26 protein-coding genes and 1 riboswitch are annotated in these 26,641 nt (G+C 41.2%); of the genes, 5 read left to right on the top strand and 21 right to left on the bottom strand.

Annotated elements, in window-relative coordinates:
- Positions 1 to 94: 94 nt before the first annotated feature.
- Together ACH6CZ_RS06495 and ACH6CZ_RS06490 are read right to left on the bottom strand one after the other, a co-directional pair.
- On the bottom strand, positions 95 to 634 hold the full coding sequence (locus ACH6CZ_RS06495; RefSeq protein WP_374096617.1) for a hypothetical protein: 540 nt from the start codon (positions 632 to 634) through the stop codon (positions 95 to 97).
- 62 nt (positions 635 to 696) lie between these two features.
- Positions 697 to 975 (bottom strand): hypothetical protein, encoded by a 279-nt coding sequence (locus ACH6CZ_RS06490; RefSeq protein WP_374096616.1) that lies wholly within the window; start codon positions 973 to 975, stop codon positions 697 to 699.
- A gap of 284 nt (positions 976 to 1,259) precedes the next feature.
- Here ACH6CZ_RS06490 and ACH6CZ_RS06485 point away from each other — a divergent pair, with 284 nt between their 5' ends.
- The gene (locus ACH6CZ_RS06485) at positions 1,260 to 2,261 is read left to right on the top strand and encodes a tRNA dihydrouridine synthase (protein WP_374096615.1); all 1,002 of its coding nucleotides are present in this window, start codon (positions 1,260 to 1,262) and stop codon (positions 2,259 to 2,261) included.
- A gap of 337 nt (positions 2,262 to 2,598) precedes the next feature.
- Entirely contained in the window at positions 2,599 to 2,832 is a 234-nt protein-coding gene (locus ACH6CZ_RS06480) for a hypothetical protein (RefSeq protein WP_374096614.1), read from the top strand.
- 37 nt (positions 2,833 to 2,869) lie between these two features.
- Here ACH6CZ_RS06480 and hpaB read toward each other — a convergent pair whose 3' ends face one another.
- From hpaB to ACH6CZ_RS06455, 5 genes are all read right to left on the bottom strand, one after another.
- Complete coding sequence (gene hpaB, locus ACH6CZ_RS06475; RefSeq protein ID WP_374096613.1) at positions 2,870 to 4,300, bottom strand: 4-hydroxyphenylacetate 3-monooxygenase, oxygenase component; 1,431 nt, start codon at positions 4,298 to 4,300, stop codon at positions 2,870 to 2,872.
- Positions 4,301 to 4,656: 356 nt separating this feature from the next.
- The gene (locus ACH6CZ_RS06470) at positions 4,657 to 4,875 is read right to left on the bottom strand and encodes a hypothetical protein (RefSeq protein ID WP_374096612.1); all 219 of its coding nucleotides are present in this window, start codon (positions 4,873 to 4,875) and stop codon (positions 4,657 to 4,659) included.
- A 25-nt stretch (positions 4,876 to 4,900) separates the two neighbouring features.
- Positions 4,901 to 5,116, bottom strand: coding sequence for a hypothetical protein (locus ACH6CZ_RS06465; RefSeq protein ID WP_374096611.1), 216 nt, complete (start codon positions 5,114 to 5,116; stop codon positions 4,901 to 4,903).
- Positions 5,117 to 5,268: 152 nt separating this feature from the next.
- Complete coding sequence (locus ACH6CZ_RS06460; protein WP_374096610.1) at positions 5,269 to 7,251, bottom strand: phospholipase D-like domain-containing protein; 1,983 nt, start codon at positions 7,249 to 7,251, stop codon at positions 5,269 to 5,271.
- Between the two features lie 404 nt (positions 7,252 to 7,655).
- The gene (locus tag ACH6CZ_RS06455) at positions 7,656 to 8,129 is read right to left on the bottom strand and encodes a peptide-methionine (S)-S-oxide reductase (protein WP_374096609.1); all 474 of its coding nucleotides are present in this window, start codon (positions 8,127 to 8,129) and stop codon (positions 7,656 to 7,658) included.
- Between the two features lie 171 nt (positions 8,130 to 8,300).
- Here ACH6CZ_RS06455 and ACH6CZ_RS06450 point away from each other — a divergent pair, with 171 nt between their 5' ends.
- Positions 8,301 to 9,527, top strand: coding sequence for an NAD(P)/FAD-dependent oxidoreductase (locus ACH6CZ_RS06450; protein WP_374096608.1), 1,227 nt, complete (start codon positions 8,301 to 8,303; stop codon positions 9,525 to 9,527).
- 60 nt (positions 9,528 to 9,587) lie between these two features.
- Here the strand turns inward: ACH6CZ_RS06450 and ACH6CZ_RS06445 are convergent, their stop codons facing one another.
- Together ACH6CZ_RS06445 and ACH6CZ_RS06440 are read right to left on the bottom strand one after the other, a co-directional pair.
- A complete protein-coding gene (locus tag ACH6CZ_RS06445; RefSeq protein ID WP_374096607.1) occupies positions 9,588 to 10,223 on the bottom strand; it encodes an HD-GYP domain-containing protein in 636 nt (211 codons plus the stop codon).
- 8 nt (positions 10,224 to 10,231) lie between these two features.
- A riboswitch (cyclic di-GMP riboswitch) is annotated at positions 10,232 to 10,314 on the bottom strand.
- Positions 10,315 to 10,905, bottom strand: a complete 591-nt coding sequence (locus ACH6CZ_RS06440; RefSeq protein WP_374096606.1) for a TetR/AcrR family transcriptional regulator — start codon at positions 10,903 to 10,905, stop codon at positions 10,315 to 10,317. It lies immediately after the preceding riboswitch.
- A 463-nt stretch (positions 10,906 to 11,368) separates the two neighbouring features.
- Between ACH6CZ_RS06440 and ACH6CZ_RS06435 the strand changes: the two genes are divergently transcribed.
- Complete coding sequence (locus tag ACH6CZ_RS06435) at positions 11,369 to 12,460, top strand: GGDEF domain-containing protein (RefSeq protein ID WP_374096605.1); 1,092 nt, start codon at positions 11,369 to 11,371, stop codon at positions 12,458 to 12,460.
- A gap of 198 nt (positions 12,461 to 12,658) precedes the next feature.
- Here ACH6CZ_RS06435 and ACH6CZ_RS06430 read toward each other — a convergent pair whose 3' ends face one another.
- The 6 genes from ACH6CZ_RS06430 to ACH6CZ_RS06405 form a co-directional block, all read right to left on the bottom strand.
- The gene (locus ACH6CZ_RS06430; RefSeq protein ID WP_374096604.1) at positions 12,659 to 13,540 is read right to left on the bottom strand and encodes a LysR family transcriptional regulator; all 882 of its coding nucleotides are present in this window, start codon (positions 13,538 to 13,540) and stop codon (positions 12,659 to 12,661) included.
- Between the two features lie 124 nt (positions 13,541 to 13,664).
- The gene (locus tag ACH6CZ_RS06425; RefSeq protein ID WP_483868537.1) at positions 13,665 to 14,633 is read right to left on the bottom strand and encodes a formylglycine-generating enzyme family protein; all 969 of its coding nucleotides are present in this window, start codon (positions 14,631 to 14,633) and stop codon (positions 13,665 to 13,667) included.
- A gap of 170 nt (positions 14,634 to 14,803) precedes the next feature.
- On the bottom strand, positions 14,804 to 15,274 hold the full coding sequence (locus tag ACH6CZ_RS06420) for a PTS sugar transporter subunit IIA (RefSeq protein WP_374096603.1): 471 nt from the start codon (positions 15,272 to 15,274) through the stop codon (positions 14,804 to 14,806).
- A gap of 1 nt (position 15,275) precedes the next feature.
- Positions 15,276 to 16,655 (bottom strand): sulfatase family protein, encoded by a 1,380-nt coding sequence (locus ACH6CZ_RS06415; protein WP_374096602.1) that lies wholly within the window; start codon positions 16,653 to 16,655, stop codon positions 15,276 to 15,278.
- Positions 16,656 to 16,734: 79 nt separating this feature from the next.
- Positions 16,735 to 18,324 carry a PTS transporter subunit EIIC gene (locus ACH6CZ_RS06410; RefSeq protein WP_374096601.1) on the bottom strand — a complete coding sequence of 530 codons (1,590 nt, stop codon included), beginning with the start codon at positions 18,322 to 18,324 and terminating at the stop codon, positions 16,735 to 16,737.
- Positions 18,325 to 18,645: 321 nt separating this feature from the next.
- Complete coding sequence (locus ACH6CZ_RS06405) at positions 18,646 to 19,368, bottom strand: GntR family transcriptional regulator (protein ID WP_374096600.1); 723 nt, start codon at positions 19,366 to 19,368, stop codon at positions 18,646 to 18,648.
- 167 nt (positions 19,369 to 19,535) lie between these two features.
- Here ACH6CZ_RS06405 and ACH6CZ_RS06400 point away from each other — a divergent pair, with 167 nt between their 5' ends.
- Positions 19,536 to 20,324, top strand: a complete 789-nt coding sequence (locus ACH6CZ_RS06400; protein ID WP_374097436.1) for a sulfite exporter TauE/SafE family protein — start codon at positions 19,536 to 19,538, stop codon at positions 20,322 to 20,324.
- Positions 20,325 to 20,630: 306 nt separating this feature from the next.
- Here ACH6CZ_RS06400 and ACH6CZ_RS06395 read toward each other — a convergent pair whose 3' ends face one another.
- The 6 genes from ACH6CZ_RS06395 to ACH6CZ_RS06370 all read right to left on the bottom strand — a co-directional run bounded on the left by ACH6CZ_RS06395 (position 20,631) and on the right by ACH6CZ_RS06370 (position 26,613).
- Positions 20,631 to 21,290: a 2OG-Fe(II) oxygenase gene (locus ACH6CZ_RS06395; RefSeq protein WP_374097435.1), complete on the bottom strand. Its 660-nt coding sequence runs from the start codon at positions 21,288 to 21,290 to the stop codon at positions 20,631 to 20,633.
- A 217-nt stretch (positions 21,291 to 21,507) separates the two neighbouring features.
- Positions 21,508 to 22,092, bottom strand: a complete 585-nt coding sequence (locus ACH6CZ_RS06390; protein ID WP_374096599.1) for a YesL family protein — start codon at positions 22,090 to 22,092, stop codon at positions 21,508 to 21,510.
- Between the two features lie 21 nt (positions 22,093 to 22,113).
- Positions 22,114 to 23,490 carry a glycoside hydrolase family 32 protein gene (locus tag ACH6CZ_RS06385; RefSeq protein ID WP_374096598.1) on the bottom strand — a complete coding sequence of 459 codons (1,377 nt, stop codon included), beginning with the start codon at positions 23,488 to 23,490 and terminating at the stop codon, positions 22,114 to 22,116.
- A 12-nt stretch (positions 23,491 to 23,502) separates the two neighbouring features.
- A complete protein-coding gene (locus tag ACH6CZ_RS06380; RefSeq protein WP_374096597.1) occupies positions 23,503 to 24,348 on the bottom strand; it encodes a carbohydrate ABC transporter permease in 846 nt (281 codons plus the stop codon).
- A 12-nt stretch (positions 24,349 to 24,360) separates the two neighbouring features.
- The gene (locus tag ACH6CZ_RS06375; RefSeq protein WP_374096596.1) at positions 24,361 to 25,278 is read right to left on the bottom strand and encodes a carbohydrate ABC transporter permease; all 918 of its coding nucleotides are present in this window, start codon (positions 25,276 to 25,278) and stop codon (positions 24,361 to 24,363) included.
- A 75-nt stretch (positions 25,279 to 25,353) separates the two neighbouring features.
- Complete coding sequence (locus tag ACH6CZ_RS06370) at positions 25,354 to 26,613, bottom strand: ABC transporter substrate-binding protein (protein ID WP_374096595.1); 1,260 nt, start codon at positions 26,611 to 26,613, stop codon at positions 25,354 to 25,356.
- Positions 26,614 to 26,641 lie beyond the last annotated feature (28 nt).

Below are 26,641 nucleotides of genomic sequence, written 5' to 3'. Positions count from 1 at the left end.
GATTAGAATAATAGTGATCTAGCAAGTTCATCACGAATATGCACAATAAACGATGGAGGTGAGAAGTTATCACCGCTATTTTTTTATATTTCCTTCAAGTAGTCCGATCATTTTTACCCCAGGATCGCATCCCGCTCTCACTCTCACCCAGCATCCACTGATAATAGCCCATCACATATTTTTCATATACCTCAGCCAGCCGCGCCTCAAGTACTGACCCGTTTTCTAAAGACTCCCACGCAACATCCGGGTCTTCATCCAGAGCAGCTTTCATTGCTGACAATACTTCTTTTTCAAATGGTTGATAAGATATTGCAAAATGAGATATCGTCCGGGTTATAAAGCTGTAGACTTCCGGCTGCCGCTGCGCTTCATCCAGCAGATTCACCACATGACAGCCCAGGGCAACAAACGCCCCCTGCCTTAAGACTTCCGCTTCCTTTTCATGAAGAAACATCGTCTCAGCATCCACTTCAGTAAAAAGAAAACGTTCATAATCAACCGGTTCATAGTCAATATTATGAGCGAATCCACCATAGCTTCTGGTCATGTCATGGTACATCCAGAGAATGTGGCTGATCATCTCACGGCACTCGTTAAAATGCTCCGGGGTGAGTTTGAAGTGATTCTTCATGGGTTTTCCTGCTTTCGATTTAATATGTACTTGATATGCATTGTGGGTCGGAGGTTAAAGTGTCACACCTCTCCCTTAGCCAACCTAACCATCCTCTTAAAGAGAACATACACTACAACCCCAATACCAAAAGAAATCATTGAACCGGCCAGCGTTCCGTGTGCTGTAAAGCTGCTGCCATCAACCTGAATGCTGAATAGCAGGTGTCCAAGTACGGCCGGGCTGATATCGATCTGTTGAACATTCATCATGAGCAGGACCATCGGGACGATAAATAACAAACCAAGGTATAAGATAAAAAAGCTGAATCCATTTTTCGCGAGCTTTAATGCGGTGTGCATGTGACGGTTCACCCTTTCTGATGATACATTTTTTACCATTATACATGAAAAAAGAATGCCGAGGTTAATTTTTCAAAAAACTCATATTTCTTTTCTTCAGTTTTTGAAAAACAATTACATCATCCAAAAGCTTTCTTCCATACTTTTTAAAGCCCCCTCCCCTTGCACTTTCACCCAAATCCTATTAAAGTATATAAAGACCAAAGTCAAGAGAAACTAGTCATTGATGATTTTATATACGATTCCGGGAACTTGTTTCCTCTATAGAAAGGGTTCAGATAGATATGAAAGATAATTTCTGGCATGAGTTGCCGCGTCCATTTTTTGTGCTTGCGCCGATGGAAGCTGTGACGGATGTCGTGTTTCGTCATGTTGTAAGCGAGGCAGCAAGACCTGATGTGTTTTTTACGGAGTTTACGAATTCAGAAAGCTACTGTCACCCGCGCGGAAAAGATAGCGTAAAGGGCCGCCTCACTTTTACAGAGGATGAGCAGCCGATTGTTGCGCATATCTGGGGTGATAAGCCTGAATACTTCCGTCAGATGAGTATCGGAATGGCTGAGATGGGCTATCGCGGTGTGGATATTAATATGGGCTGTCCTGTACAGAACGTTGCAGCAAACGGTAAAGGATCAGGGCTGATCCGCCATCCGGAAACTGCGGCTGCCATTATCCAGGCAGCAAAAGCCGGCGGTCTTCCGGTCAGTGTGAAGACGCGGCTCGGCTATACGAATGTAGATGAATGGCACGACTGGCTAAAGCATGTTCTTGAACAGGATATTGCCAACCTGTCGATCCACCTGCGTACGAAAAAAGAGATGAGTAACGTGCCTGCACATTGGGAGCTGATCCCTGAGATCAAAAAGCTCCGTGATGAGGTTGCACCGCATACGCTTCTTACGATTAACGGTGATATTGAGGACCGTCAGATGGGTCTTGAGCTTGCTGAGAAGTACGGGATTGACGGTGTCATGATCGGGCGCGGGATTTTCCATAATCCGTTCGCGTTTGAAAAAGAAAAGAAAGAGCATACAAGCGAGGAGCTGCTTGATCTGCTTCGTCTGCAGCTTGATCTGCATGATAAGTATTCAAGAGAGCTTGAGCCGCGTGCATTTAAGCCGCTGCGCCGATTTTTTAAGATCTATGTACGTGGATTCCGCGGGGCAAGTGAGCTGAGAAACCGTCTGATGGAAACCGAGACGACGGATGAGGTTCGTGATCTGCTGAATGAATTTACGGCGAAAAATGGTGTGAATGAAGAGCAGGGATTTTCGGTAAGTAAATAGAGTGATAAGAGGGCTGGGACAAAAAATATGTCTCAGCCCTTTAATCGTTTCACTATGCTTCAGGCGTACGCTTTCCGCAGGGTCGGCGGTGAGCCTCCTCACGCTTCGCGCTGCGGGGTCTCACCTGTCCGACTTCTCCTGCTGGAGTCACCGCCTTACGCTCCGCTGCACTAAGATTATTATAGATATATTGTTCTATACTTCAATCAGCGTTGAACTTTTTCGCCTTCTTTTGTTCGTGCTGCTAAAACTTCCTTCTTCACTCATATTTTAGATATGATAAAATCATGTTTATTACATAATATGACTTCTAAACAAATGAAAGGACGGTGAACATATGGCGCATTTGCTACTTTCAATTGTATTTGCAACAATTCTCGGCTTCTTATTAATGATGGCGGGACCTTTTATCGGGGGTCTGCTTGCTTTTGGCATTGTTGTTGGCACCTTATTCAGAGGCGTATATTTACTGAATGACATACATAAAAAAGGGTCTGTCTATTCATCAGGAGTAGACAAAGTCCAGGCAGCTTATGAAAAGCACCTGAAAGAAAATAGTGCTCAAAAATAAGGTTGGGAAGCACCCAACCTTTTATCTTTTCCTCTTCTTACTTCCCAGCAAGAAAATTCTTCACCATCTCAATCGACTCTCCTCTGTCATACCTGCTGTAAAGCTGATCAGCAAGTCTGACCGGGTCACCAAAAAAGAACCGTTCATATAACTTCTGCCGTGAACCAAAAGCGCTCATCGACAAATCCCAGGCTAAACGGAATAATTTCACCCGTTCATATCCTTCGAGACTGGCAGATTGCAAATGATGATTGAGCACATCTTTGTAATCCGAGTTAAAATCCTTTTCAGACGGAATCGCCACAAGCCCACTCGCACTGATCAGCTGAATGATTTCAATAAAACGCGGGTAAATTCTCGGATAATAGTTCACCGCTGCGAGTAACGGGTTAGCGTCCGGTGTCATAGTGCCCCATTGATTGATCTTCGCGTTCTTTTCTGACTGATATAAAAGCCCCTTCATGACTTCTAGCGCAACCGCCACCTCAGAAAACTTTTCCCTTATATGCTGGTATTCACCAATGTTAATGCCATCAATGATCAGTTGAATGATTCCCATGATAAATTCTGTTTTGATCACATTTTTTGACACAACCTGATGTGCGGTATGTTCAAACATACGACTACGGCTGTATAAAAGATTTTTCACAATCGGACTCCCATGTAAAAACACCCGCTCCCACGGCACAAGAACATTGTCAAAAAGAACAATGGCATCCATTTCATCAAACTGTGATCCGAGCGGGTGATCGTAATGGGAACCTTGATAGGCAAAGGACTCACGGCAAACAAACGTTAGACCTGGCGTATCACACGGAATCGCAAATGCGTAGGAAAAGGCTTCATCTTCTGTATTTGAAGGCACCGGATATACAAGAATTTCATCTGTCATACCTGCCTGCGTAGCTAATACCCGCGAGCCGTTGATCAAAATACCATCTGCTGTTTTCTTAACCATTCGCGCCGCGATATCTTCGCCACCTTTGCTGGAACGGTCTTTTTGCGGACTGACGAATACGTGTGTTAAGGATAAATCGTTCTCCTTTACATACTCATAGTAATTTCTAATATGTTCTGCGCATTTTTCATCCTCAGCAGCAAAAAGGTCTGCTGCGGCATTCAGTACCATCAGAATCGTATTCATATAGTCCGGGGATCTGCCCATCATTCCTTTATGACCCTTCGCCCATACCTGAATCATCAGCCTTCTTTTCTCTAAATCCTCTTTTGTCTTCGGTTCTAAAAAGGATGTACCCGCGCGGTTTCCAGATGTTGCAGAGACAAATGTCATTATCTCTTTTAATGCCACCTGATGCTGAAGATCATACAGCTTTGCCTGACTTGCCATTACACCTTTGAAAGCTGGATGGTCTGAAATATTGCCAGTGATCCGGCTGCCATCCAGCAAAATATTTGTTTTTAACTGATTGATTCGTTTGAGGTACTGCTCCCCTGTTGAGATACCCATTGTACATGCTCCTTTTTAGAGAAGGTCTGGTACTTATAAGTATGAAGGGAAATGGATTGTGTGACTGTGAGTTAATGAAGGTTTATTAGATGAAATTGAAGAAGATGAGTGCCTGTCGTAAAGCAATGAGGAGGATAACAATCAGTACAGATAAAATCACCCAGGAGTAGACTGTTTTTTTACTCTGGATGATCCTGAGTGTCATGAAACCCACTAGTCCTATTAGTATAGTGATTCCAGTGATGAATACGAGTGCATTAAAAATAAACATGATCTTGCTCCTTATTAAGCTTTTCACTAAAGATTTTTAATCAACTAGTATACAAAGATCGAAAAATTTATGGAAGGCCTGACTTTTAAGATATCCCCGAAAACCAAGTCACAATAAGCGCCATACTAACCACACCCCAAATCGTTGCCGCCCACACAAACCAAATCACCGGTTTCGCTTCACCTTCCCGTTCAGGGTTATTTTTCACAAACTCAAGTCTGTTTTTTACTGACTTTCTAATCACCATCAGCACAATGAAGCCAATCACAACAAAAGCAATCGTAAACCAGAGCAGCAAATCCATGATCATCCTCCTGTTATTTCAAATATTAATTGTTTATTCCATTCCCTTTTGTCCTGTCAAATAGACTTTTAGCAATGATATAGATCGTGTTAATGACAAAAATAACAGCTACCACAACCAGTGCACCTAATACATAATTAAAATCTCCCGGCACAGCAAGCTGCATGCCAATTGCCACGCCAACAAATGATAGAAGTGCATACCAGCTGAATTTCCATCGTGATGATAAAAGGCTGTTCATGATCTCACTCCTTTGAGATGAATTAATAAAGATACGTTTGAGATGGAAAAATGTTCCCATTAAATGAAAGCAGCCCCCTTCTCCACTTACGGAAAAAGGGGGCTGCACTGCTTAATTTTCATTAGTATATGAAGTTCATGGGAAACTAAATACTAGTTCACACTTCCGCCCGCACTCATATAGCGCGCATTGAATTCCTGAATAAACTGATTTACAACATCGGCATCATGAATGATCAGCATGTTTTCATCATTGACGTTATTTCCGTTATTACTCCAGTTTGTAGATCCAACAACAACGGTCGGGTCACTGTTTGTATCCGCATCAATGATCATCGTTTTACTGTGAAGCTTGCGGGCTTCATTTGCTTTATACACCGGTGCAGGGTTGGCCCAGCGCGTATTTGAATTATCAACGCTTGTCTGACTTGCTGTTCGGCCTGTCATATCAACACTTGCGCTCCACCACTGATTCCAGAAGCTGTAGTCAAACAGCCCTTTTACATCAAATCCTGTCAGCGTACCTTCAAGATCATTGTAGGAGCCTTCATATTTGTTCTTCAATTCATCTACAAGCCCTTGGTCACTCCAGGCGAAAATCGTGAAATAGGTGTTGAGATCTGCTTCATTTTTAACGAGCTCCCTCATGCGTCCAAGTGCATCATCACCAGTTGAGAAGTATACCTCCACCATTTTGCCACCTACATCAAATATATGTTCAGTGTTATCTGCTTTTCCTGTACCAAAATTAGACACAGCAGCATCAGGGGTCATTGTGTCACTGCCCCACATTTCATTGAATTCTGTCTCATAGGCATTCGCAACGGCAGGGGCATGCAGCTCTACTACGTGCTGCTGATTGCCGCCAAGGACACCGTTTGCCATATTTTCCTCAGAACCATACAGTCCTGTCACTGTAAAATTCCAGCTGCCTGTAAAAACCCACGTGTCATCGACAACCGTAAATTTGTTGTGCATCTGGACACCAGGGGAATAATAGGTGCCATCTGTTTTCTGTTCTGCATCTACAAATAAATACCCTGTGTAATCAGAACTTCCGATTGTGTAGGTACCGTATGCAAAATCACCCGGATCAGCAGGCAGTCCATGTGCGGTTCTTAATGCCGGATCCTTTACTGCAAGCATCGGGGAATCAGAAAACACCTGAATATCATCAGCTGTTCCGACATTGCCATCTTTCCCGCGGACCATTTCTTCTATGTATAATCTCATTGTATTAAAGCGGTCTGCATAATGAGGATCTGTCGCGTCTTTTGCATCTGCAATCACGCGGACATCCACTCCTTCAGCTGCTTTATGTATCAGCGTATCAACCACGCGCGGCAGGTTGATTTCATAAGTCGCAAAATCAATACTTGTTGTTGCCTGATTTAGTCTTTCAATTAAGCGGTCTTCAAGATTGACGTTATAGTTTGCAGCATTTCCTGCTGTTGCATCAGCAGCAATTGCACATTTATTAAAATAAACGTTGATTGCATACAATGATTCAGATACATTATCTAAACGTTCAGTCGAGTCGCCGCAGACGTTAGCCGCTGTACCGTCACCTGAGCCTGTGCTGCCTGAACCACTGTTAGCAGGCGTTCCAAACCCACGGTCATATGCCATTGTTGCTGTTGTCCAGCTTGCTGCAGCTGTTCCCGTACCATCAGGATTCACTCTTTCCATTGTTGATTTAGCAGTGTTATCACCACCGTACCATGCGTCAACCGAATCAACTAGCACACCGGCTGCATCTCGCAGCTCCAGGGTTTCACCACTGTTTCCAAGCGAACCGCTGTAGATCAGGTCAGCAGCGATTCCTGGCACTGTATCATCATCTGTTTTTTCCAGCAGAAAAGATCCACCAGCCGGAATCTGGCCTTCTAACGCAACCGCGGGGGTGCCGTCCTGCGCATTTAATGACCAGCCTGTTAAATTAATAGTTTCAGATGTATTGTTATAGAGCTCCATCCACTCATCTGAATAACTGTACGTTGTGCCCATCCAGGCAATTTCATTAATGACCACGTCATTCGCCGTGACCGCTTCCGCTCTTTCTTCATTTCCATAGACAGGAACAAACAAAGAGATCACCAGAGACAAAATCAAAGAACGATTCAAAACCTTTTTCAAAGCTGACAACTCCTTCATGATTTTTACTACACAAGTATATAGGAGCTGAGCGCTCAATTGTTAAGCTACAGATAAGTATTTGTAAATATGAGAAAATTGCTTCTTAAGTCTGGTATCTCAATCAGGAATTCCTGCATTGATTGAAGCTTTTTCATATGAGGGTGAGCAGTTCTTTTCGATGGAATTTATTAAAGGTCAAAATATAGAGGATACTTTATTTGCGACTGGACAGCAGTACACTGAAAAAGAATGTCTGGAAATCGTTCAGAAACTGACTGAAATCGTCTGTTATATTCGTCAGAAGTGCGTTTATCATGGAAATATAAGAATTCCAAAGGGAGTTGTAACAGACTCCCTTTGCCTAGAGCATAATATCGCTCATGATTTTCTACAACTAAAATCCCTCACGTGCGGTATTTATTCATCAGTTCTTCAGAAATATGGCAGTAGTCATCCGGACACTTATCAAGCCGGTCCTGATGCTCCTCCGCGCTCCGCACATAGTTGGTGAGCGGCAGCACTTCAACCGCGATACGGTCAGCGTCATCTCTATTCTGGATGAACGTCCTTGCCACCTCTAAATGCCTTGAAGCTTCACTATATACACCAGTTCTGTACTTCTCCCCGACATCAATGCCTTGCTTATTCACGCTATAAGGATCAATGATTTCAAAGAAATACGCCATCAGCTGCTCCATGGTCACGAACTCTGGATCAAATTCAGTTTTCACACATTCCGCAAACCCATCATAATCACCATCCAGCGTACTCGTTGATCCGTTCGCTCTTCCTGCTTTTGTAGCGGTCACACCAGGCAGGGTTTTGATAAATGCCTGCACACCCCACAGACAGCCTCCTGCAAAATAGACGGTTTCCATTTGTTCACCTCATTAGTACTTACTCTTTCATTGTTACATACTATTTTACATGGCATGTGGGTTTTGCACACCTGATTAGCGCAGTCTGGGTCTGACCCAGACTGCGCTCGGCATACACAACCGAAATCTGGACATAGTAACGTTATCTAATTTACTTTTAGGAGGTTCCACATGAAACGTCAAACCGGTACCTATTACTGGCCAACTACTTTTCCAGATGCACCAGCTTATCCCTCGTTAGAAACAGACCTGTCCTGTGACGTCTTGATTGTTGGCGGTGGCAGCTCAGGTGCACAGTGCGCGTATCATCTTGCTGATCACGATCTCGATGTCGTTGTAATTGAAAAATCAAGGATCGCGAGCGGCAGCACTGTCACAAATACTGCCATACTTCAATATTCCGGTGAGAAGATGTTCACCAGTTTAGTGAATACCTTTGGAGAAGACTACATTGCGAGACATTTAAAGTTGCTGAAGGAAGCAATTGATGAAATTGAAGCAACGTCCAGTCATACAAACATTGACTGTGAATTCACCAGAAGAGACACCCTTTATTCTGCAAGTTGCCCGGAAGACGTGTACAAGCTGCGAAAGGAATATGATTATTTAAAACAGCATGGCTGTGAGGTCGACTTTTTAAAAAGAGATGAGATTGAAGCGAAGTACCCTTTCAGCCGGGAAGCTGCGATTTACTCCTACAATGACGGGGAAATCAACCCGTTCACCTATACGCACGCCTTATTTGAAGAATCGGTCGCACAGGGTGTACGTGTATTCGAACATACTGAAATGAATGGACAGCACTTTGATCGGGAAACCGGCAATATGATTGTGACTACAAAGAACGGCTATACCATCGAGGCACGGCACGTAATCTTTGCGGCAGGATATGAAGGCATGGATATTAAAAAAGAGAAAAAAGCTTCCTTTGCAAGCACCTTTACTGTCACCACAAATCCGGTTGAGGACCTGTCAGAATGGTATAACCGGACAATCCTCTGGGATACCGCACGGCCTTATTTATATGTAAGAACGACAAAAGACAACAGGATCATTATAGGCGGATTAGATGAAAACACAGATGAAGAAGGAGACAGAAATAGTAAATTAACTCATAAAAAACGTCAATTAATTAAGGAATTTAATCAATTGTTTCCGGATATAAAAGTTGAGCCTGAGTTTTATTTGGCTTCATCTTATGGCGGGATTGTGGATGGAGTCCCTGCGGTCGGAAAATATGAAGAATTTCCGGGCTGCTATTTTGTATTTGCGTTTGGCGATAATGGAATGGTGTACGGGCAGGTGCTGGCGAAGTTAATTGCTGAAGAAATTACACATGGAAAAAGTCAGGATCTAGCGATGTATTTGCAGGACCGGCCGCTGCTGGAGAATGTCTGACTGGTATACTAGAAACTTTAATTTGCAGAAAAGAACTTCCAACACTGAGGAAGTGCTTTTTTATGACAGCCCATACCAGTCAAATCGTCGATCGTTTGATCTCTTCTTCTGCGGAAGACTAAATAACTTTGAAAATGAGCAAAAGGCGTCAATAAATCGTTGATCATAATATTTACCAGCGTATTTTTTCAGTTCGGATAAGGCTTCATCCCTTGAGAATACATGCCCGTATGGACGTTCAGCGGTCATCGCTTCGAAGCTGTCAACGATGCGAAGAATACGGACAGCGTCACCTAAGTTAATGTGTTTATTCGACCTCGGATAGCCTGACTGATCTATATTTTTGTGGTGGTACAGTACAATATCCGGATCAATCAGAATGTTTTGATGCGCTTGTAAAATATCCAAAGAAAAAGCCGGGTGTTCCTGTAGCTGTGACCATTCATGTTGTGTCAGACTCGTTGTTTTCTGAAGAAGATCAGAAGGAATTTTTAATTTTCCGATATCATGAAATAAAACAGATTGCACTGCAGCTTCCGTTAAGCAGTGATCTAATGAAAGATATTCACAAAAGTGAATATAGTATGCCGTAGTCTGTAATGAATGAATATATGAACATTCATCATGTATTTCTAATTGGCTGAGCAACTCTTCAGATTCCTGAAGGATTATATGATTGATCGCTGACCTTTGCATTGAGTCACCTCCCAGAGAGCCGGTTGCACAAATGACTCCCTGTCATTTAAGTGCCCAAATAAAACTACAGTGCATCGCATCTCTGCATGATTTATTTTTTAATGTTTATACCGTTCAAAAATATGTTTAACATCACTTCCAGCAGTTTTTCATTATCAGTCACAGAATCATATAAATGAGCCAGTGTAGCCCCTTCTAATAAGCAATAAAAAGAATGAGCAAGATAAACGGGGCTGTGCTCACTGGTAATTTGATTTGTTGTTAACCCGTGCAAAAAAACTTCCTCAAGATAGGTTAATAGTATATTTTTTGATCGCAGCATTTTCTGACTTACGTCTTCTTGAAAGGAAGAAGGAGGCGCAATCAGGGCGAGCTGCCAGAAAACAGACAAATAGGTTTCTTTTTGGGAAGTCTGATAGACGTTACATAAAATTTCACTTAATGCTTTTTCTGTTGTAGCAGATTTCAGGCTGCTCCTTTTCCGACTCCAGTAATGCTGATGAAAATTAATTAAGTAATCGAGGGCTTTCATATAAAGATCTTCTTTACTGGAAAAATGGCTGTAAATAGACGATTTTGTGAGCTGGGATTCTTCTGAAATTAATGAGATTGAAGCCCCTTCATAGCCACGCCGTGCAAAAAGACGAATTGCGCTTTGAATAATCAGTAGTTTCGTGTTCATAATTCACCAACTTTTTTTCATCAGAATCGTTATAGTGACAACCGAACGTTCGGTTATATTACTGCAAAAAATATGACTGAATGATCATCATTTCTCTGACCGCCCGCTTCTCTTCATCCAGCTTTGACATATGAATATCTTTCTTTCTATTTTCGATAAAAGTCTTAAACTCTCCTTTCGTTTTATTAGATGATTCAGCTAACTTAGCAAGCTTATATAAATTTTTTTCACTTTTAGTGACCAGAAAAACCATCCCTTTCCTAAATGATTTTATATCAATCATCGTATTTATATACTAATATTTAACACATATACACAAAATCGTTAATAGTTAAATAGAACTATTTATTCTGAAAATTCGGTAAAAATAGTATGCAGATAGCTGAACGATCGGTTAGTATATATGTATATCATTCATTTAGTTGTTACATGTCAGGATTATGTGAACGGGGGAACACAGGGTATGATTTTAGTCATTGAAGGTCTATTTCTTAATATTTGCATTATCCTAGCACTTACCTTTTTTTATCTTCAATTAAAATGGCGAATCATCAAAGATCGTATTCCAGAGAATGCAATGCATTGGATTGATGGACTTGCAGGTGGCGTCCTTGGTATTATGCTGATTCATTTTTCCATTCGGGTAACAGAAGAAACGATTGTCGACTTAAGGTTCGTTCCAATCCTGCTTTTAATTCTTTTTATCGGGGTACGCCCTGCACTGATCGGCGTAATTCTGATTATTTTCGGCAGATTTGCTTACGGTGTGAATAGTTCTTCTTTTTCCGGCATGATTTTTATAGTGGCAATGCTGATTGGATTTTATATGATCAACAAAAGAATGGGAAAATCAAATATCACTAAAAAAGTAACCTATATGATTTTACTCTCCAATATTGTCTTTACTATTTTACTTTCTAATCTTGTACGTGATGTGGAAGTACTAAAAACGATTGTACCAATGTATTGGGTGATTTCTTCAATTGGTGCCTATCTGTCTGTCATTGCAATTGCTTACTTTAAAAAATCTCAAGATCTCTTCCAGACGTATAAAGAACAGTCCGAAATCGATTTTTTAACCGGATTGAATAACGTCCGGCAGTTTGATCAATTGTGGAATAAGAGTATAAATATAGCTGTAGAAAAACAGGAGAGTATCTCTCTTTTATTAATCGATATTGATTTCTTCAAACGGGTGAATGACACGTATGGCCATGCTGCCGGAGATGAGGTTTTACAGCAATTAGGGAAGATATTAAACCTGCACACTCGTTCATTTGATATTGTATCAAGGAATGGCGGCGAAGAATTTTCTGTTATTTTAAAAGGTTGCAGCCACAAAATAACATTGAAAATAGCAGAGAGAATCCGTAAATCAATTGAAGATTTTTCGTTTGAGATTTCTAACTCGAAATCGCCACTTAACATCACTGTATCTATTGGTGTATCGACCTATCCGCATGCTGACGAAACGCCTGAATCAATGATCGAGTCAACTGACAAATTATTATATAAAGCCAAACGGTTAGGCAGAAACAGAGTGGTATCCAGCTGAATTGACTTTGCCGGATAGGGTAGGCGGAATAAAGAGATGAGGACGTTGGGTTTTAGGTGAAGTTTTTCGGTGTCTTGAACATTTATCACTTGTTGTTATGAACTACTTCCACACAATTATATTTATATAAATCATATGAATTGAGTGGAAGTGGGTTCTCGCACAGGGTCGTTCTTCAGCGGATCATTTTAAAAATATTCATATTAGTAAAAAATTTTCAAAATTGGTCAAAGTACTTTTTTTAAATCGTTGTTCTTTTTGAACGACCCACAGATTTCTCGTTATGTTAAAATCTTTTATTCGAACCTCCCTTAGAATATTGAATTGCAATTCTTTTGTTACTGTCAATCTTGGTATGATACCAATCCCCAGATTGACTTCAATAGCACTTTTTATTGATTGTATACTTCCAAGTTCCATTGCATTCTCTATGCGTTCCAGCACCCCACAATCCTTTAATGCATTTTCAACAATCAGTCTGGTTCCTGAATTTTTTTCTCTCCAGATCATTTTTTCCTCTGACAATTCATGAACTCCTATGGATTCCCGATCCTTCCATTGATGATGATAAGAGGTAATCAGAATTAATTCATCATCTGCAAATTTTCTAACAGAGTATTTGGAATGGTCTACCTCTCCCTCTACAAGCGCAATGTCAATTTCATTCTCATCCAATTTTGATAAAACATAGGGTGTATTTCCAATTAAAAGACTAAACATCGTTTCTTCATACTTCTTCTTATAGTCCCCCAGTATATTGGGTAGTAAGTATTCTCCAATTGTCTGACTGGCTCCAACGTTTAAAGTAAGGTCCGTTAAACCTGAAACTTCTTTAATGACTTGAAAGGAACTGCTATCTAATTCCACAATATTCTTAGCATATGGATATAAAACCTTTCCCGCTTTAGATAATGTTAATCTGCCATCCGATCGGTTAAATAAAGAAGCTCCGTAGCGATTTTCCAGTTGTCTGATTTTTTTAGTCACAGCTGGTTGAGATATATAACTGAGACGAGCTGCCTGACTCACACTCCCTTCATCTGCAACCAGGCAAAACATACGTAAGTTGTCTATATTCATGAATTGTCGTCATCCTTTTCTTTGGAACAACATTCTTTAATCCAAGTAATTCTACAGTCTACTTAAATGTTTCAAAGCGCATGCCCTTGGGAAGTATGTTTTCAATCCAAAATTTATTAAATTGTTAATCTAAGCTAGCATTGTCATGCGGATCTAAAGCACAGCGAAAACCTATGTTACCGGAAGAACTATCCGGTGTGTTTGAACTTCTGGCTGCGACTCTGTATCGGTTGCAATAAGACTTATGACACAAGTAAGAGCCTCCGCGCATTGCTTTTGGACGTTCAGGTGTAAATTCCGAAACGGTGGTATTGCCTGTTCTTTGACTGTCAAACAAGTTCGAACACCATTCCCATACATTCCCTGCCATGTTGTATAGTCCAAAACCGTTGGGAGGGAAAGTATGGACCGGCGCAGTTCCTACATATCCATCCGCTTCTGTATTGGTCACCGGGAATTCACCCTGCCATATATTACAATAATGTTCTCCATCCGGATACAGTTCATTTCCCCATGGATATTTCTGCTGTAACAGCCCTCCTCTTGCTGCAAATTCCCACTCTTCTTCTGTCAGAAGCCTTTTACCTGACCAGGAGCAATAAGCCAAAGCGTCGTTCCAGGAGACGTGTACAACAGGATGATTCATTCGGTCCTCGATTGATGAACCCGGTCCTTCCGGGTGTTTCCAGGTTGCGCCCTCCACTACACGCCACCATGGTGTGGCTACAGGTGCCTGAGTTACCCTCGCTGCAATTTCTTTAGATAATAATAGGTGAAACACAAAAGACCACCCATACTTTTCAGCGTCCGTCTGATAGTTCGTTTCCTCTACGAATTCTTTAAATTGCCTGTTTGTCACTGCATACTTGTCTACATAAAATGAATTTACTTCTACTTCTCGAACAGGTCCTTCACTGTCATAAGGATTCGACTCAGGGTCATCAGTCCCCATCAAAAAGCGTCCTCCTTTAAGTAAAACCATATGATCACGATGTTGTTGCCCTAGTTTGAAATTAATGCTGTTTCCCTCTACTGATTTTTTATCTGTGACTGTCGACCTCGATACTGAGCAGCAACTGTTCTTTTGTTCCACTTAAATCACCTCTCTTATAATATGTGCTGGCACCTTTTGGACCAGCATTTTACCCTATAAGACTAATAAGAAAGTAAAATCTTTATTATTTGTTTTTTTACACTGCCTATAATTACAAAAACCCCACCCCTTCAATTATATAATTGTCAGGGAGCGGGGTAAGAATGGGTTTATTTTGAAAGTTGAATAATATTTGAATCCTGATTTTGAACTCTGCTATTAACATCATTAACAGTGCAGGCTTCGCCACTTGTGAAAATCACAATGATATCAGTAGAGGGTACTAACTCTTTTATAGAATCAAAATCCACTGTTAACATTAGATCTCCCTGTTTCACTTTTTGTCCCTCTTGAATGTGAGAGCTGAATCCTCTTCCTTCCAGATTAACAGTATCAATACCCACATGGATCAGAATTTCTTTTCCATCGTCTGTTTTCAAACCTACTGCGTGATTTGTTTGAAATACAAAATCCACTTTTGCATCAACTGGTGCGTATATTTCAGAAACCTCTGGTTCAATTGCAAAACCATCTCCCATTAACCTGGAGGAAAATGTTTCATCATTCACTTGATCAAGAGATTTGATATTACCTGTAGCAGGACTCACAAAGTCTTTTCTTTTAAACAATTTCCCTAACATATTATTCACCAACCTTTAGGTAATCTTCCGAATCCTTTGAACTTGGATTATATGTTCCTGCCTTATTAATCTTCCAGCCTGGTTTTAATTTAAAGTGACCAGTTAATATAGGGTCATTAGTCTTCGTTTGATAACGGTGCAATTTTTCTCTCATGCTTACAAGAATGTCCTGATAGCGATCATCTTCTGAGAGGTTATTTCTTTCGCCTGGATCATACAACAAATCATACAAACCCTCTCTTGGTTTGGTAACCTCTGCTAAACCATTTTCATGATACATTGCTTTGGTTGGGGAATTATCAATATTGGTACGATTCACTTTCAAGTAATCTTCATCGTAGAATTTTATATATTTATACCTTTTAGTTCTGATACTCCTAGCTGGTTCATAAGCTGTATGATAATTTATCTCTGCAAATACATCTTCTCTTACTTCCAAATCTTTCACCTTGAACATTTCCGCAAAGGAAACACCTTGTAAATAGGAAGGCTGCTCGATTTCTATTAAATCACACAGCGTAGGAAAAATATCCACTTGTGAAACCAGACCTTCAACTGTTTCACCATTCATATTGCTGCCTGGTACACGTATGATTAGAGAAACGCCAATACCTGAATCGTAAAGTGTACATTTTCCAAATGGGAAGGCAAGGCCATGATCTGTGGTAAAAATAATAATTGAATTCTCGTACAGACCTTCTTCTTTTAAAGTTTCGATGACAAGATCAAATGAAGCATTTGCCCAGGTTGCCGAATTTAGATAGCCTGCGTAGTCTTCTCTCACTTCTTTACTTTCCGGTAGTGGATATGGTGGCAATACATACTTTGAATCTAATTCTTTTTCATCGCCGTATGCTTCTTCTGGAAATTTTCTATGAGTTGCAAACATTCCATATGACAAAAAGAAAGGCTTGGATTTGTCTGTTTGCTGTAACCAGCTGCGGACGTTACCAGCATTCTCATAATCCCATTTCACAAGCTCCTGCTCTGATAAGTCAGAATTGTCTGCGCTGATATCATGATCATAACCAATGATATTTGCTCCCGCATTATGATCAAGGTAACTGCCTGCCTCGTGCTGAATGCCGCATAAAACAGTATGGTAATCTTGTTGTTTCAAAAAATTCACTAAGTGCTGATTGTAATCATGAAGCTTAAAGCCTCTTTGTGAAAGACCATACATCCCATTACTGTGCGGATACATTCCTGTTAACAAGCCTGCCCGACTAGGTGAGCATGTCGGTCCTACACAGTATGCTTGTCTAAAAACTGTTGCATCTTCAGCAAATTTTTGGAGAGAAGGTGTAGGGACATCATAACCATAAGGGCTTAATACTTTTCCGCTATCATGTGTGTGTATATAAATAACATTCTTTTTCATGTTGATACTCCTTCCAATCGTCCTCAGGTTTGTCACAAAGGAGCTCTATCAATACTGAAAGAGCCCCTCTTTTTAAAGTTTATAAATGTTTAATATTATTGTCTTCAATATACTCGTCTACTTCTGTTCGAATAATATTAACCTTTGGTCCATAGATCACCTGAATCGACTTTCCTCTTACGACAGTATGCATTGCACCTGTTTCTTTTAAGAGAGTTGAATTAATTTTATCCGGCTTGACAACACTAACCCGTAATCTTGTTGCACAATTATCAATGTCCGTTATATTAGCAAAGCCACCTAAACCTTCAATGATGTTTTTTGCTTTGTCATCAGTATTTTTTTCTTGAACAGAAGCCTGATACTCTTTTTCGCCTTCGGCCACAGCTTCTTCATCACGGCCAGGCGTTTTTGCATTTAACTTAATGATTAAAGTCTTAAATACAAAGTAGTAAACTAAGATAATTGGAATTCCCAAAAGCAATGCCCACAGATAGTTCGTCTTATCATTCCCCTGAAAAACGCCAAATAATAAGAATTCAATCACACCGGCTGAAAACGTTGAACCGATGGTAATATTAGCAAGGCTTGCTACCACAAAGCTTAAAGCAAACAAGATTGCTTCTGCCGCGAAGAGTATTGGTGATGCAAATAATAGAGCAAAAGAAATTGGTTCAGTTACACCAGTAATAAATGCCGTAAACCCTATAGAAAACAGAAAGCCTGCTGTTGCCTTACGTCTCGGTCCTGCAGGAATCGTTTTATACATAGCAAGAACAATTCCAATCATACCAAACATCATGTGCAAATAACGGCCACTGTTAAATAGTGCTAAATTACCGTAGAATTTTGTTGTCTCAGGATCAGATAACTGAGCGAGGAAGATCGTTTGGAATCCTTCATAAACCTGACCACCAACCTGCATTGTTCCACCAGCCGCAGTCGTCCAAAATGGCAGATAAAAGACATGGTGCAGACCAAAGAGATATAACGTACGCAACATTAATCCATATAAGAAAGCTCCAAATGTTCCAAGCCCAGTTGCAAATTCTCCAAATGAAGCAATTCCATTACCAATGACCGGCCATATCAGATACATCAGTGATCCAACAATCAGGAAAACAAAAGTATTTACGATTGGAACAAAGCGTGAACCACCGAAAAAAGCTAAAATTTCCGGTAATTTAATATTATAAAAGCGATTATGCACAAGCGCAGTTACGATACCAGCTAAAATCCCCCCGAATACACCCATTTGAAGAGTCATTACCCCAAATTGTGCACCTTGCCCCAAAGTTCTGGGGTCGACATCTGCAGGTGCCAGTTCTCCTGTTACTTTTAACAAAGCATTAATTGTAATAATTAACACAAAATAACCTACTACAGCAGCCAGAGCTGCAGGACCTTTTTCTCTCTTTGCCAACCCTATTGCTATCCCTACAGCAAATATAAGAGGCAATGCACTAAATACACCGCTTCCGGCTGCATTCATAATGGTTAAAATTGCTTGTAGAATTGTATTCCCTAAAATGGGATAGGCATCAACAACTGCCTGTCCAGATAACGCAGAAGATATTCCAAGCAATAGTCCAGCGACAGGTAGTATTGCCACTGGCAGTAAAATAGCTTTACCAAGTTTTTGACCAAAATCCATCAATGCATCTTTCATAATTTTCCCCTTCCTTTACGCTCAATTTAGTTGATATGAACAGAAAACGCTTACAGTTACCTATAAAAATTTTTGAATAGGGCTCTTTATTAGCTTGTTGTAAGTATCATACCAAACACTTTAAATATGTCAATACAAATTATTAAATTGTATTATACAATAATAAGATATATTATTTCAAAATAAAAAAATGTTGCCCCAAACCTATTAAGGAATAGAACAACACTGTAAAAACATTATTAAATCAAACTTTACTTGTTTTTAAATAGGAAATCTAAAAGATATACTACATTCTACTGGTTTTTATTTGTTAATACAAATTCATTTTTCGCGTATAGATTGATATTGATAATCATTGGAGTTCAGTATCATATCTGAATAATCGAGGACTTTCCCGGACGATAAGTAAGTAGTATTTAATATTTTCAATAAAGGCTCATCCGGATTACACCTAAAATGGTCTATTAACTCTTCAGTAGGCATAATTGGTACAACTACATGATGTGAATGATCAATTGTTTGATTTTTTACTTCTTCAATATACTTATACTTTGAAGTAGAGATGTTCTCATATGATAAGTCTGGATAATCTGATACACTCATATAACTTGTTTCTAACATCATCGGTACGCCATCTGCCCTACGAAGCCTTTTTATAAAATAAATCGGACTGTCGTTTGCGATTTGAAGCTTAGCAGCTATTTCTTTATTAGCTGGAATGATCTTAAACTCTATAATATCAGTTTGAGTTTCTTTTCCCATTTCCTTCATTTCTTCTGTAAAACTTTTGGCCGCAGTAGATCTGCCTACAACCCTCTGACTGGAAACATAAGTTCCACTTCCCTGACTGCGGGATAAATATCCTCTAGCTACCAGATTGTTAGTGGCCTGCCTGACAGTCACCCGGCTTACAGAAAATTTCTCTGCAAGTTCCTGCTCAGTTTCAATTGATTCTCCTCTTATATATTCTCCACTTTTTATTTTCCCTAAAATATATTCTTCTATTTTCTTATATTTAACAACTTTTTTCGGACTTTGCGACATAACTATCCCCCTTTATGAATTTTAAATAAGGCTAGTTCGCCCCTGTTTTATTTAATACAGTTAATAACTTTTTGTTATACCCTATTCAATAATAGCATTATTCAATTCGCTTATTACCTGATACTATTCTATTTTAGAAGAATGCTTAGTTAAAGTATGTATTGGAGATGATCCTTATATTTATTTTATATTTTGCGATTGCACTAATTGCATCGATTCTTGGAGCTGTTGCAGGTCTTGGTGGTGGAGTCATCATCAAACCGGTTTTAGATTTGTTTGGTGACTTTAACTTGCAAACAATTGGCGTTTTATCTGCAGCCACAGTACTCTCTATGGCAAGTGTATCGCTAATTAAAATGAGAGGTAAAGAAATAAAGATCGATAAAAAGATCAGCACAATCCTAGCTGGCGGATCAATCCTAGGGGGTATAACCGGGAAATCAGTTTTTAATATGATTGTGATTTCTTTAGGTATCTCTACCATTACAGCAATTCTTCAGTCTTCGATACTAGCCATCCTATTATCTTTTATTTTTATATATTTTAACAGGAAGCAGCATATGAAATCTTATACGATCATAAACAAACTGATGATGTTTGCAGTCGGTTTTTTACTTGGATTTTTATCTGCTTTTCTAGGTATTGGCGGCGGTCCATTAAATGTCGCTGTCTTATGTTTATTATTTTCAATGTCAGTAAAAAATGCAGGTATTAACTCGATTTTTATTATTTTCTTTTCTCAATTATCTGCACTACTGTTAATCGCCTTTACATCCGGTTTTGAAGAATATGACTTAAGCATGTTGTTCTATATGATACTTGGAGGCATACTAGGGGGAATAATTGGATCTAATATTGTCATCAAGCTCTCAGAGACTAAAGTTGAAAAAATATTTAACTTTTCGGTTCTTTTTATCATATTTATTAATTTATATAATATTGTTAAATTGATATAAATTAGTTAACTGTATTCTACAGTAGAAAACAACTCCGTTTGTAAAGTCAGGTTTTTTATAGTTGATGCTAGTCCCTTTGATACATGAACTTTATTTCACGCAAATCTGTTTCAGGGAGCATATAGTAATTAAAGCAAAAATATAACCCGGCTCCGTTTCGCTTAAGGTGGAATGGAGAACCGGGCTTTCAATGAAACATTCGCATTTTTTATGATCATCTCATCGTTATAAAGTTTTATTTGCTGATAAAACCTTTATAACGATGAATCGTATCGATTACTTAATCACAGGTTATATTTTCCTTTTTTATCGTACTCGTTTTCTCCTCATCCACTGCGTGGCAACCCACTTTTCTCCTTTTATCACAGGTGCGCCACCGTGAAGCGATTGTTTGTTCAGCTCTTCATCGTTGTAAAAATATTCGAAGTAAACAGCTGACCCCTTTTTAGGTGTGATCGAGATATTTAACGCAGGAAAGTAGGTTTCCCCGCCCTCTTCCACCTCATTCAAATAAACGACCATTGTGCTGATGCGATTATTTGAAGCTGCTTTACTAGTTGGCAAAAAGTAATCATGATGCGCTTTATATTCCTGCCCCGGCGTATATTTCAGGATCTGCAATCCCTCTGCGTGTTCAACCGGGATATTCATGATTGTAGCAAGACGCTTTTCAACGGTATGGATCAAATCATTTTCCGACTCCTCAAAGAACATACCGCTGCTCGTTCTCATCTGATTCACAACGCGATCACTGCTAATTTTTGAGCGTTTCATTCGATCACTCGATAATTGAATCAGCTGATCACATTCCCCGGAGCTTAATACATCCTCCAACACCACAACCAGAGGCCACGTATGCTGCTGTGTAAACGGAATCACTGTGTCTCCGACTATCATAACAGGCCCAACGGCATCAAAAAGGTGCTGTTCTGCCGCTTTTTCAGGCTCTGTTATATACCCTTCCATCAACGGTTCTTTCATATTAGTTAAATCATGGTTAGGCGTTATATTCATTCGTCATCCTACCTCTTCTAAAATTTACAATATTAACTTTATAATACCGTTAATTTCAAAAAAAGTGATAGAAGAAAATATTTTATGATGGATAAAAATGATCCGACGTTACGGGTTTGGACACATTCGGTATTTGATTTTAACAAAGAAAACCCGGGTCCCATTCCGCCTATTGCGGAACCGGCTCCCCGAGCTTCAAATAAAACTTAAATATCGCCATACTCACCGGCACAATAATCACCAGGAGCAACGCAGGCATCACATACACTGCTGTACCTGCAGCCATCCATAAGAGCAGCACGGCAATTGAACTTGATGCATGTGTAAATGCGTAAATAAATGACTGCTTCATTAGCTTCATACCTGTCAACTGCTGATGTGCGAGAAGCGGGAACATGAATGTACCGGCCAGCAGTGTCACGAGCAGCATGATGCCTGTGATGGAGAGAAGAAGGATTTTCAGTGCGCCGCCGATCTGATAAAAGAACAGCAGGTCCACTAAAAATACGCCAATTACGACAAGCCAGACTGTCCCTGACCAGCCGGTTTTCAGAGAGGACTTAAACGCGCGCATGTAGCTTCTGAAGACACTGTCATCGCCGTCCTCCCAATCTTTTATTACGCTGAACATCGCAGCTGTGGAGGGACCAATCGTGATGATTGGAATACAGCCGATCAGCCAAAGCACATTTAACAGCACTATATTCGTAACCTTCCTCATTGCATTAACTGTCCGGCTTTCCATTCCTAACATCCTGATTCCTCCATTCGCTTTTTACTTCATACCAGTTGGCTGCAAGGCACCAATTCGCTCAGTGACCACATCCATTTCAAGCTGATCCTGACCTTCATTCATCCATTTCATTTCAAACGATTCGCCTTTCATATAAAAGAGCTCTGTCATGACATACTTTCCGTCGTTGATAAACAATTCGTTTGAGCTGTCATCAATTAAAAGCTGCAGCTTTTCAATGGATGAGCAAGGCATCGTATCAACACTCGGAAACATTTCTGAAAAGCTAACATCCCCTGAGTTTCTTCTATCAAATACAACCCGCTCCGGAGAAAATTGTATGATCAGCTCACCATTTTCACCCTTTAACACACATGAAAAGCGGGATTCCTGACTGCTCACAGCTACTTTCACCTGAACCTGTCTCGGCACTGTTTCAACAAAAGCTTCTGTCTCAGCCAATACAACTGTCTGCTGAACTGACTCTTCAACTAATGAATCAACCTCAACTGGCTGCTGCACGAGCACACCGTTTTCAAGTGAGAGTCTGCGCGGAATCGTCATTGTGCCCCGGAATGGATCAGTTGGAACTTCATTGGCGTACTGCCAGTTATTCATCCAGCCAATCCATAGCGGTTTATCTAGTCCACTCCATGTCACCGCCGCGTAAAAGTCGCGACCGTAATCAGCCCATTTCGTTTCGCCTTCATGGTCACAGCTGAAGACTTCACCGTCAAAGTCACCAGTAAAATACTGAATCGCTGAGCCGCCGTTTGGACCACCTGGGTTGATGCTCACAATCAGCACCCATTTGTCATCAAAGCGGATCAGATCCGGGCATTCCCATACGCCGCCATGCGCGCCAAGCTTCTCTCCAAATGAAGAAAGATAGCTCCACTCCAGCAGATTATCTGATTTGTAAAAGCGGATATGATCGCCGCAGGCAAGTGACATCATCCAGTGATCGTGATGCCAGAATACCTTTGGATCACGGAAATCTTTTAATTCAGGGTTATCAAGGACAGGATTATCAGCGTACTTTTCCCACGTCCGTCCCTTATCTCTTGAATACGCAATTCCCTGCGTTTCTTCCTTATCAGAATGATAGGTAAAAATCGCAACCATTACTTTATGGTCATCAATTTGAAGCCCACTCGTATTTTGCTCATCCACGACCATACTGCCTGAGAAAATCTGACCATTGTCATCCGGGAAGAGTGCGATCGGCAGGTGCTCCCAGTGAAGCAGATCACGGCTGACTGCGTGGCCCCAGTGCATCGGGCCCCAGATTTTGCTGTGGGGGTGATGCTGGTAAAACAAATGGTATTCTCCGTCCAGATAGCACAGGCCGTTCGGGTCATTCAGCCAGTTTTCCTCAGGGCTGAAGTGAAACCCGGGTCTGTATTGTTCGTTTTGCACGTCCATTCCTCCTTAACCTTTCACACCGCTTGACGTAATGCCCTGTACATAATAGCGCTGGAAGAAGATGAAGATTAAAATGACAGGAATGGTGGTCAGCGTCAGTGCGGCCATAATCTGACCGTATTCAATATTGTTATCTGTAAATAAATACTGGATCCCTACCTGTACTGTGCGGATTGAGTCATCCGTTGCAACAATGAGCGGCCACATAAAGTCACTCCAGTGTGTGACAAATGCCAGAATCGCAGCTGTTGCAAAAACAGGCTTAGAGTTCGGTACAACAATTCTCCAGAACACCTGGAACGGGTTGGCACCATCAATCTGTGCCGCTTCCTCAAGCTCATTTGGAATCCCCTTAAAGAACTGAATAAAGAGGAAGATACTGAAGGCTTCAGCGATAAACGGTACGATCAGTGAAGGGTATTCATTGATCCAGCCAAAGCTGTTGACCACCACATAAAGCGGGATCAGCACACTTTCAAATGGAACAACGTATAGCGCAATAATAATGATCAGAATCAGCCCTGCACCAGGAAACTTCAGCTTCACAAGCGCGTAGGCACAGAGCGCATTAACGACCGTCCCAAGCAGCACGATCATCCCGACTGTAAATAAACTGTTCCACATATACTTCATAAAGTTCACGCTGTCTGAAAACAAAATCGTCGCATAATGATCAAGCGTTGCCTCTCTTGGTATGAGTGATTGAAGGCCCATATCTTTAAAGATCAGCGTTTCAGGCTTGATGGATGCGACAATCATCCAGACAAGCGGGGAGATAAATAACAGTCCAAGAAGGACAATACTGACAGAGAGCGTGATCATTTTTAACTTTTTCTTCGCTTTTCGACTCATCCTTTGCCCCTCCTACTGTTTCAGTACTTTCTTTAAAATAAGTGATACCGTCACGACAACCAGGAAGAATACGACTGCAATGGCAGAAGAGTATCCGACGTCACGGAACTGGAATCCATTTTCATAAAGCATGAATACGAGTGTCTTCGTGGAATCACTCGGTCCGCCGTTTGTCATGACATATGGCTGGATGAACAGCCTGAACGCCTGGATCGTCGTGATCATCAGGACAAAGCCCGTCACATTTTTCAATGAAGGCAGCGTGACATTTAAAAACTTCTGCCATGCGTTTGCGCCGTCAATTTCAGCTGCTTCGTACAGCGTTTCCGGTACTTCTTTTAATCCGGCTAAGAAGATCATCATCTGAAAGCCGGCACCCTGCCAGACTGACATAAAGATGATGGAGTTCATCGCCTGGTTTTCACTTAACAGAAACGGCTGATCCGGAATGCCGAAGAAGTTCAGACCGCTGTTGATCAGTCCGCTGTCCACGTTATAAAGGAACGTCCAGAGGATTGCGACAACCACCATTGATGTCACAACCGGGCTGAAGAAAAACACGCGTCCGATAACGGCTGTTTTGACCTTTTTGTTAATTAAAAGCGCAAGCCCGAGTGCAACTGCACACTGCAATGGCACGACGACTGCTGTGAAGTACATCGTGTTTTTCAGCGCTGTGTAAAAGGCAGCGTCCTGTAATAGTCTTGTGTAGTTATTGAGCCCGCTGAATTCCTTGGCAGCAGGGTTCAGCATGTTGTATTCCATGAAGCTGTAGACAAAAGCCAGGCCGACCGGCAGGATCAGAAAGGTAAATAGTAAGAGTAATGCGGGTAAGGAGAAGAGAAACCCGAGCCATTTTTTCTGCTGGCTGTAGGTCAGCGAGACCCGGACGGATTGCTCTCCCTGAATTTTATTTAAAAGCCATTCCATTTTCAGTCACCACCTGTAAGTCGGAGAACAGCGGAGCCTGAGATTCAGACACCGCTGCTTTCCGTGATTGATTGCTTATCGACTCAGATCCTGTTCAACATCATTTGCGACTTTATCAAGCTCCTCCTGCACATCTCCCCCAAGGAAAATGTTCTGTACAGCCTGACCGTATTTAGTAGACAGGACAGGGTATGAAGGTGTTGTTGGACGTGGATGCGCTGTGTTCAACACCTGATCCTTCAGGACGTTCAGCGGCTCCTGGTCCCACTCTTCCATCTGTTCAAACGACGACATTCTTGCTGCAGGCTTGTTTTCACCCTCTGCAACCTTCACGACGTTTTCTTCATTGACGATATAGTTCAGCAGTGTTGCTGCTTCTTCCTTGTGCTCAGTGTTTGTTGAGATACCCCAGTTCCAGTCACCTGATGGAGAAACCTGCTCACCGTCAGCGCTTTTCGGGTAATACGTGATGCCCCACTCTGTTTCAGGATAGTCCTGAAGCTTCGTCCATTCCCATGAACCCATCAGCATCATCGCTGCATTGCCATCTTCAAATTCTGTCGGTGTCGGCTGGAGATTCACAAGCCCTTCATCTGTAAACTTCTGCAGATATTCAATCGCCTCAACTGTCTCAGGTCCATTGACATAGCCTTCAGCAGTAGAGCCGTCTTCAGCGATAAAGCTTCCGCCGTTACTCCAAACAGCAGGTCCTGTGAAGTAGATGATCCACTCGCCGTAATCAAGCGTCCAGTTCGCACCGTACACGCCGTTTTCCTTATCAGTCAGTGCTTTTGCAGCCTCATAAAACTCATCCCACGTCCATGCTTCCTCTCCAGCTTTCGGTGGCTCAAAGCCTGCTTCCTTTAACATCTCAACGTTATAAAAAAGTGCCACTGTCGATTCTGTTGCACCGACTGTATAAAGCTCATCATTGTAAGTTCCCTGACTGATAATCGAGTCAACGAAGTCATCCTGATTTTCAACAAGTCCATCAATTGGCTGAATGATGCCCGACTCTGCATAGTTGGCAACGTTCGGCCCGTCCAATGCCAGCAGGTCAGGGAGCGTGCTGCTCGTTGCACCTGCAGAGACTTTATCTTCGTAAGCGTATTTATTACCACGCGGGATAAATGTGATCTCTGCTTCGATTTCACCGTCGTATTCTTCATTGAAGTTTTCGATGATTTCTTTATATGTTTCTGTGCTGTCGCCTTCAGGATGCCAGAGTGACAGTTTTACTTCCCCATTGTCTCCTCCTGAACTATCGCTTGAACCACAGCCCGCCAGTGCGCCGATCAGTAATACAGATGCCAGTCCTGCAGATGTCTTTTTCATTCGTTCATTCCTCCTCATATGTGTTAAA

It is taken from the genome of Jeotgalibacillus sp. JSM ZJ347, assembly GCF_044383825.1.
Lineage (GTDB): Bacteria > Bacillota > Bacilli > Bacillales > Jeotgalibacillaceae > Jeotgalibacillus.
This window is presented reverse-complemented; position numbering and strand designations above follow the sequence as displayed.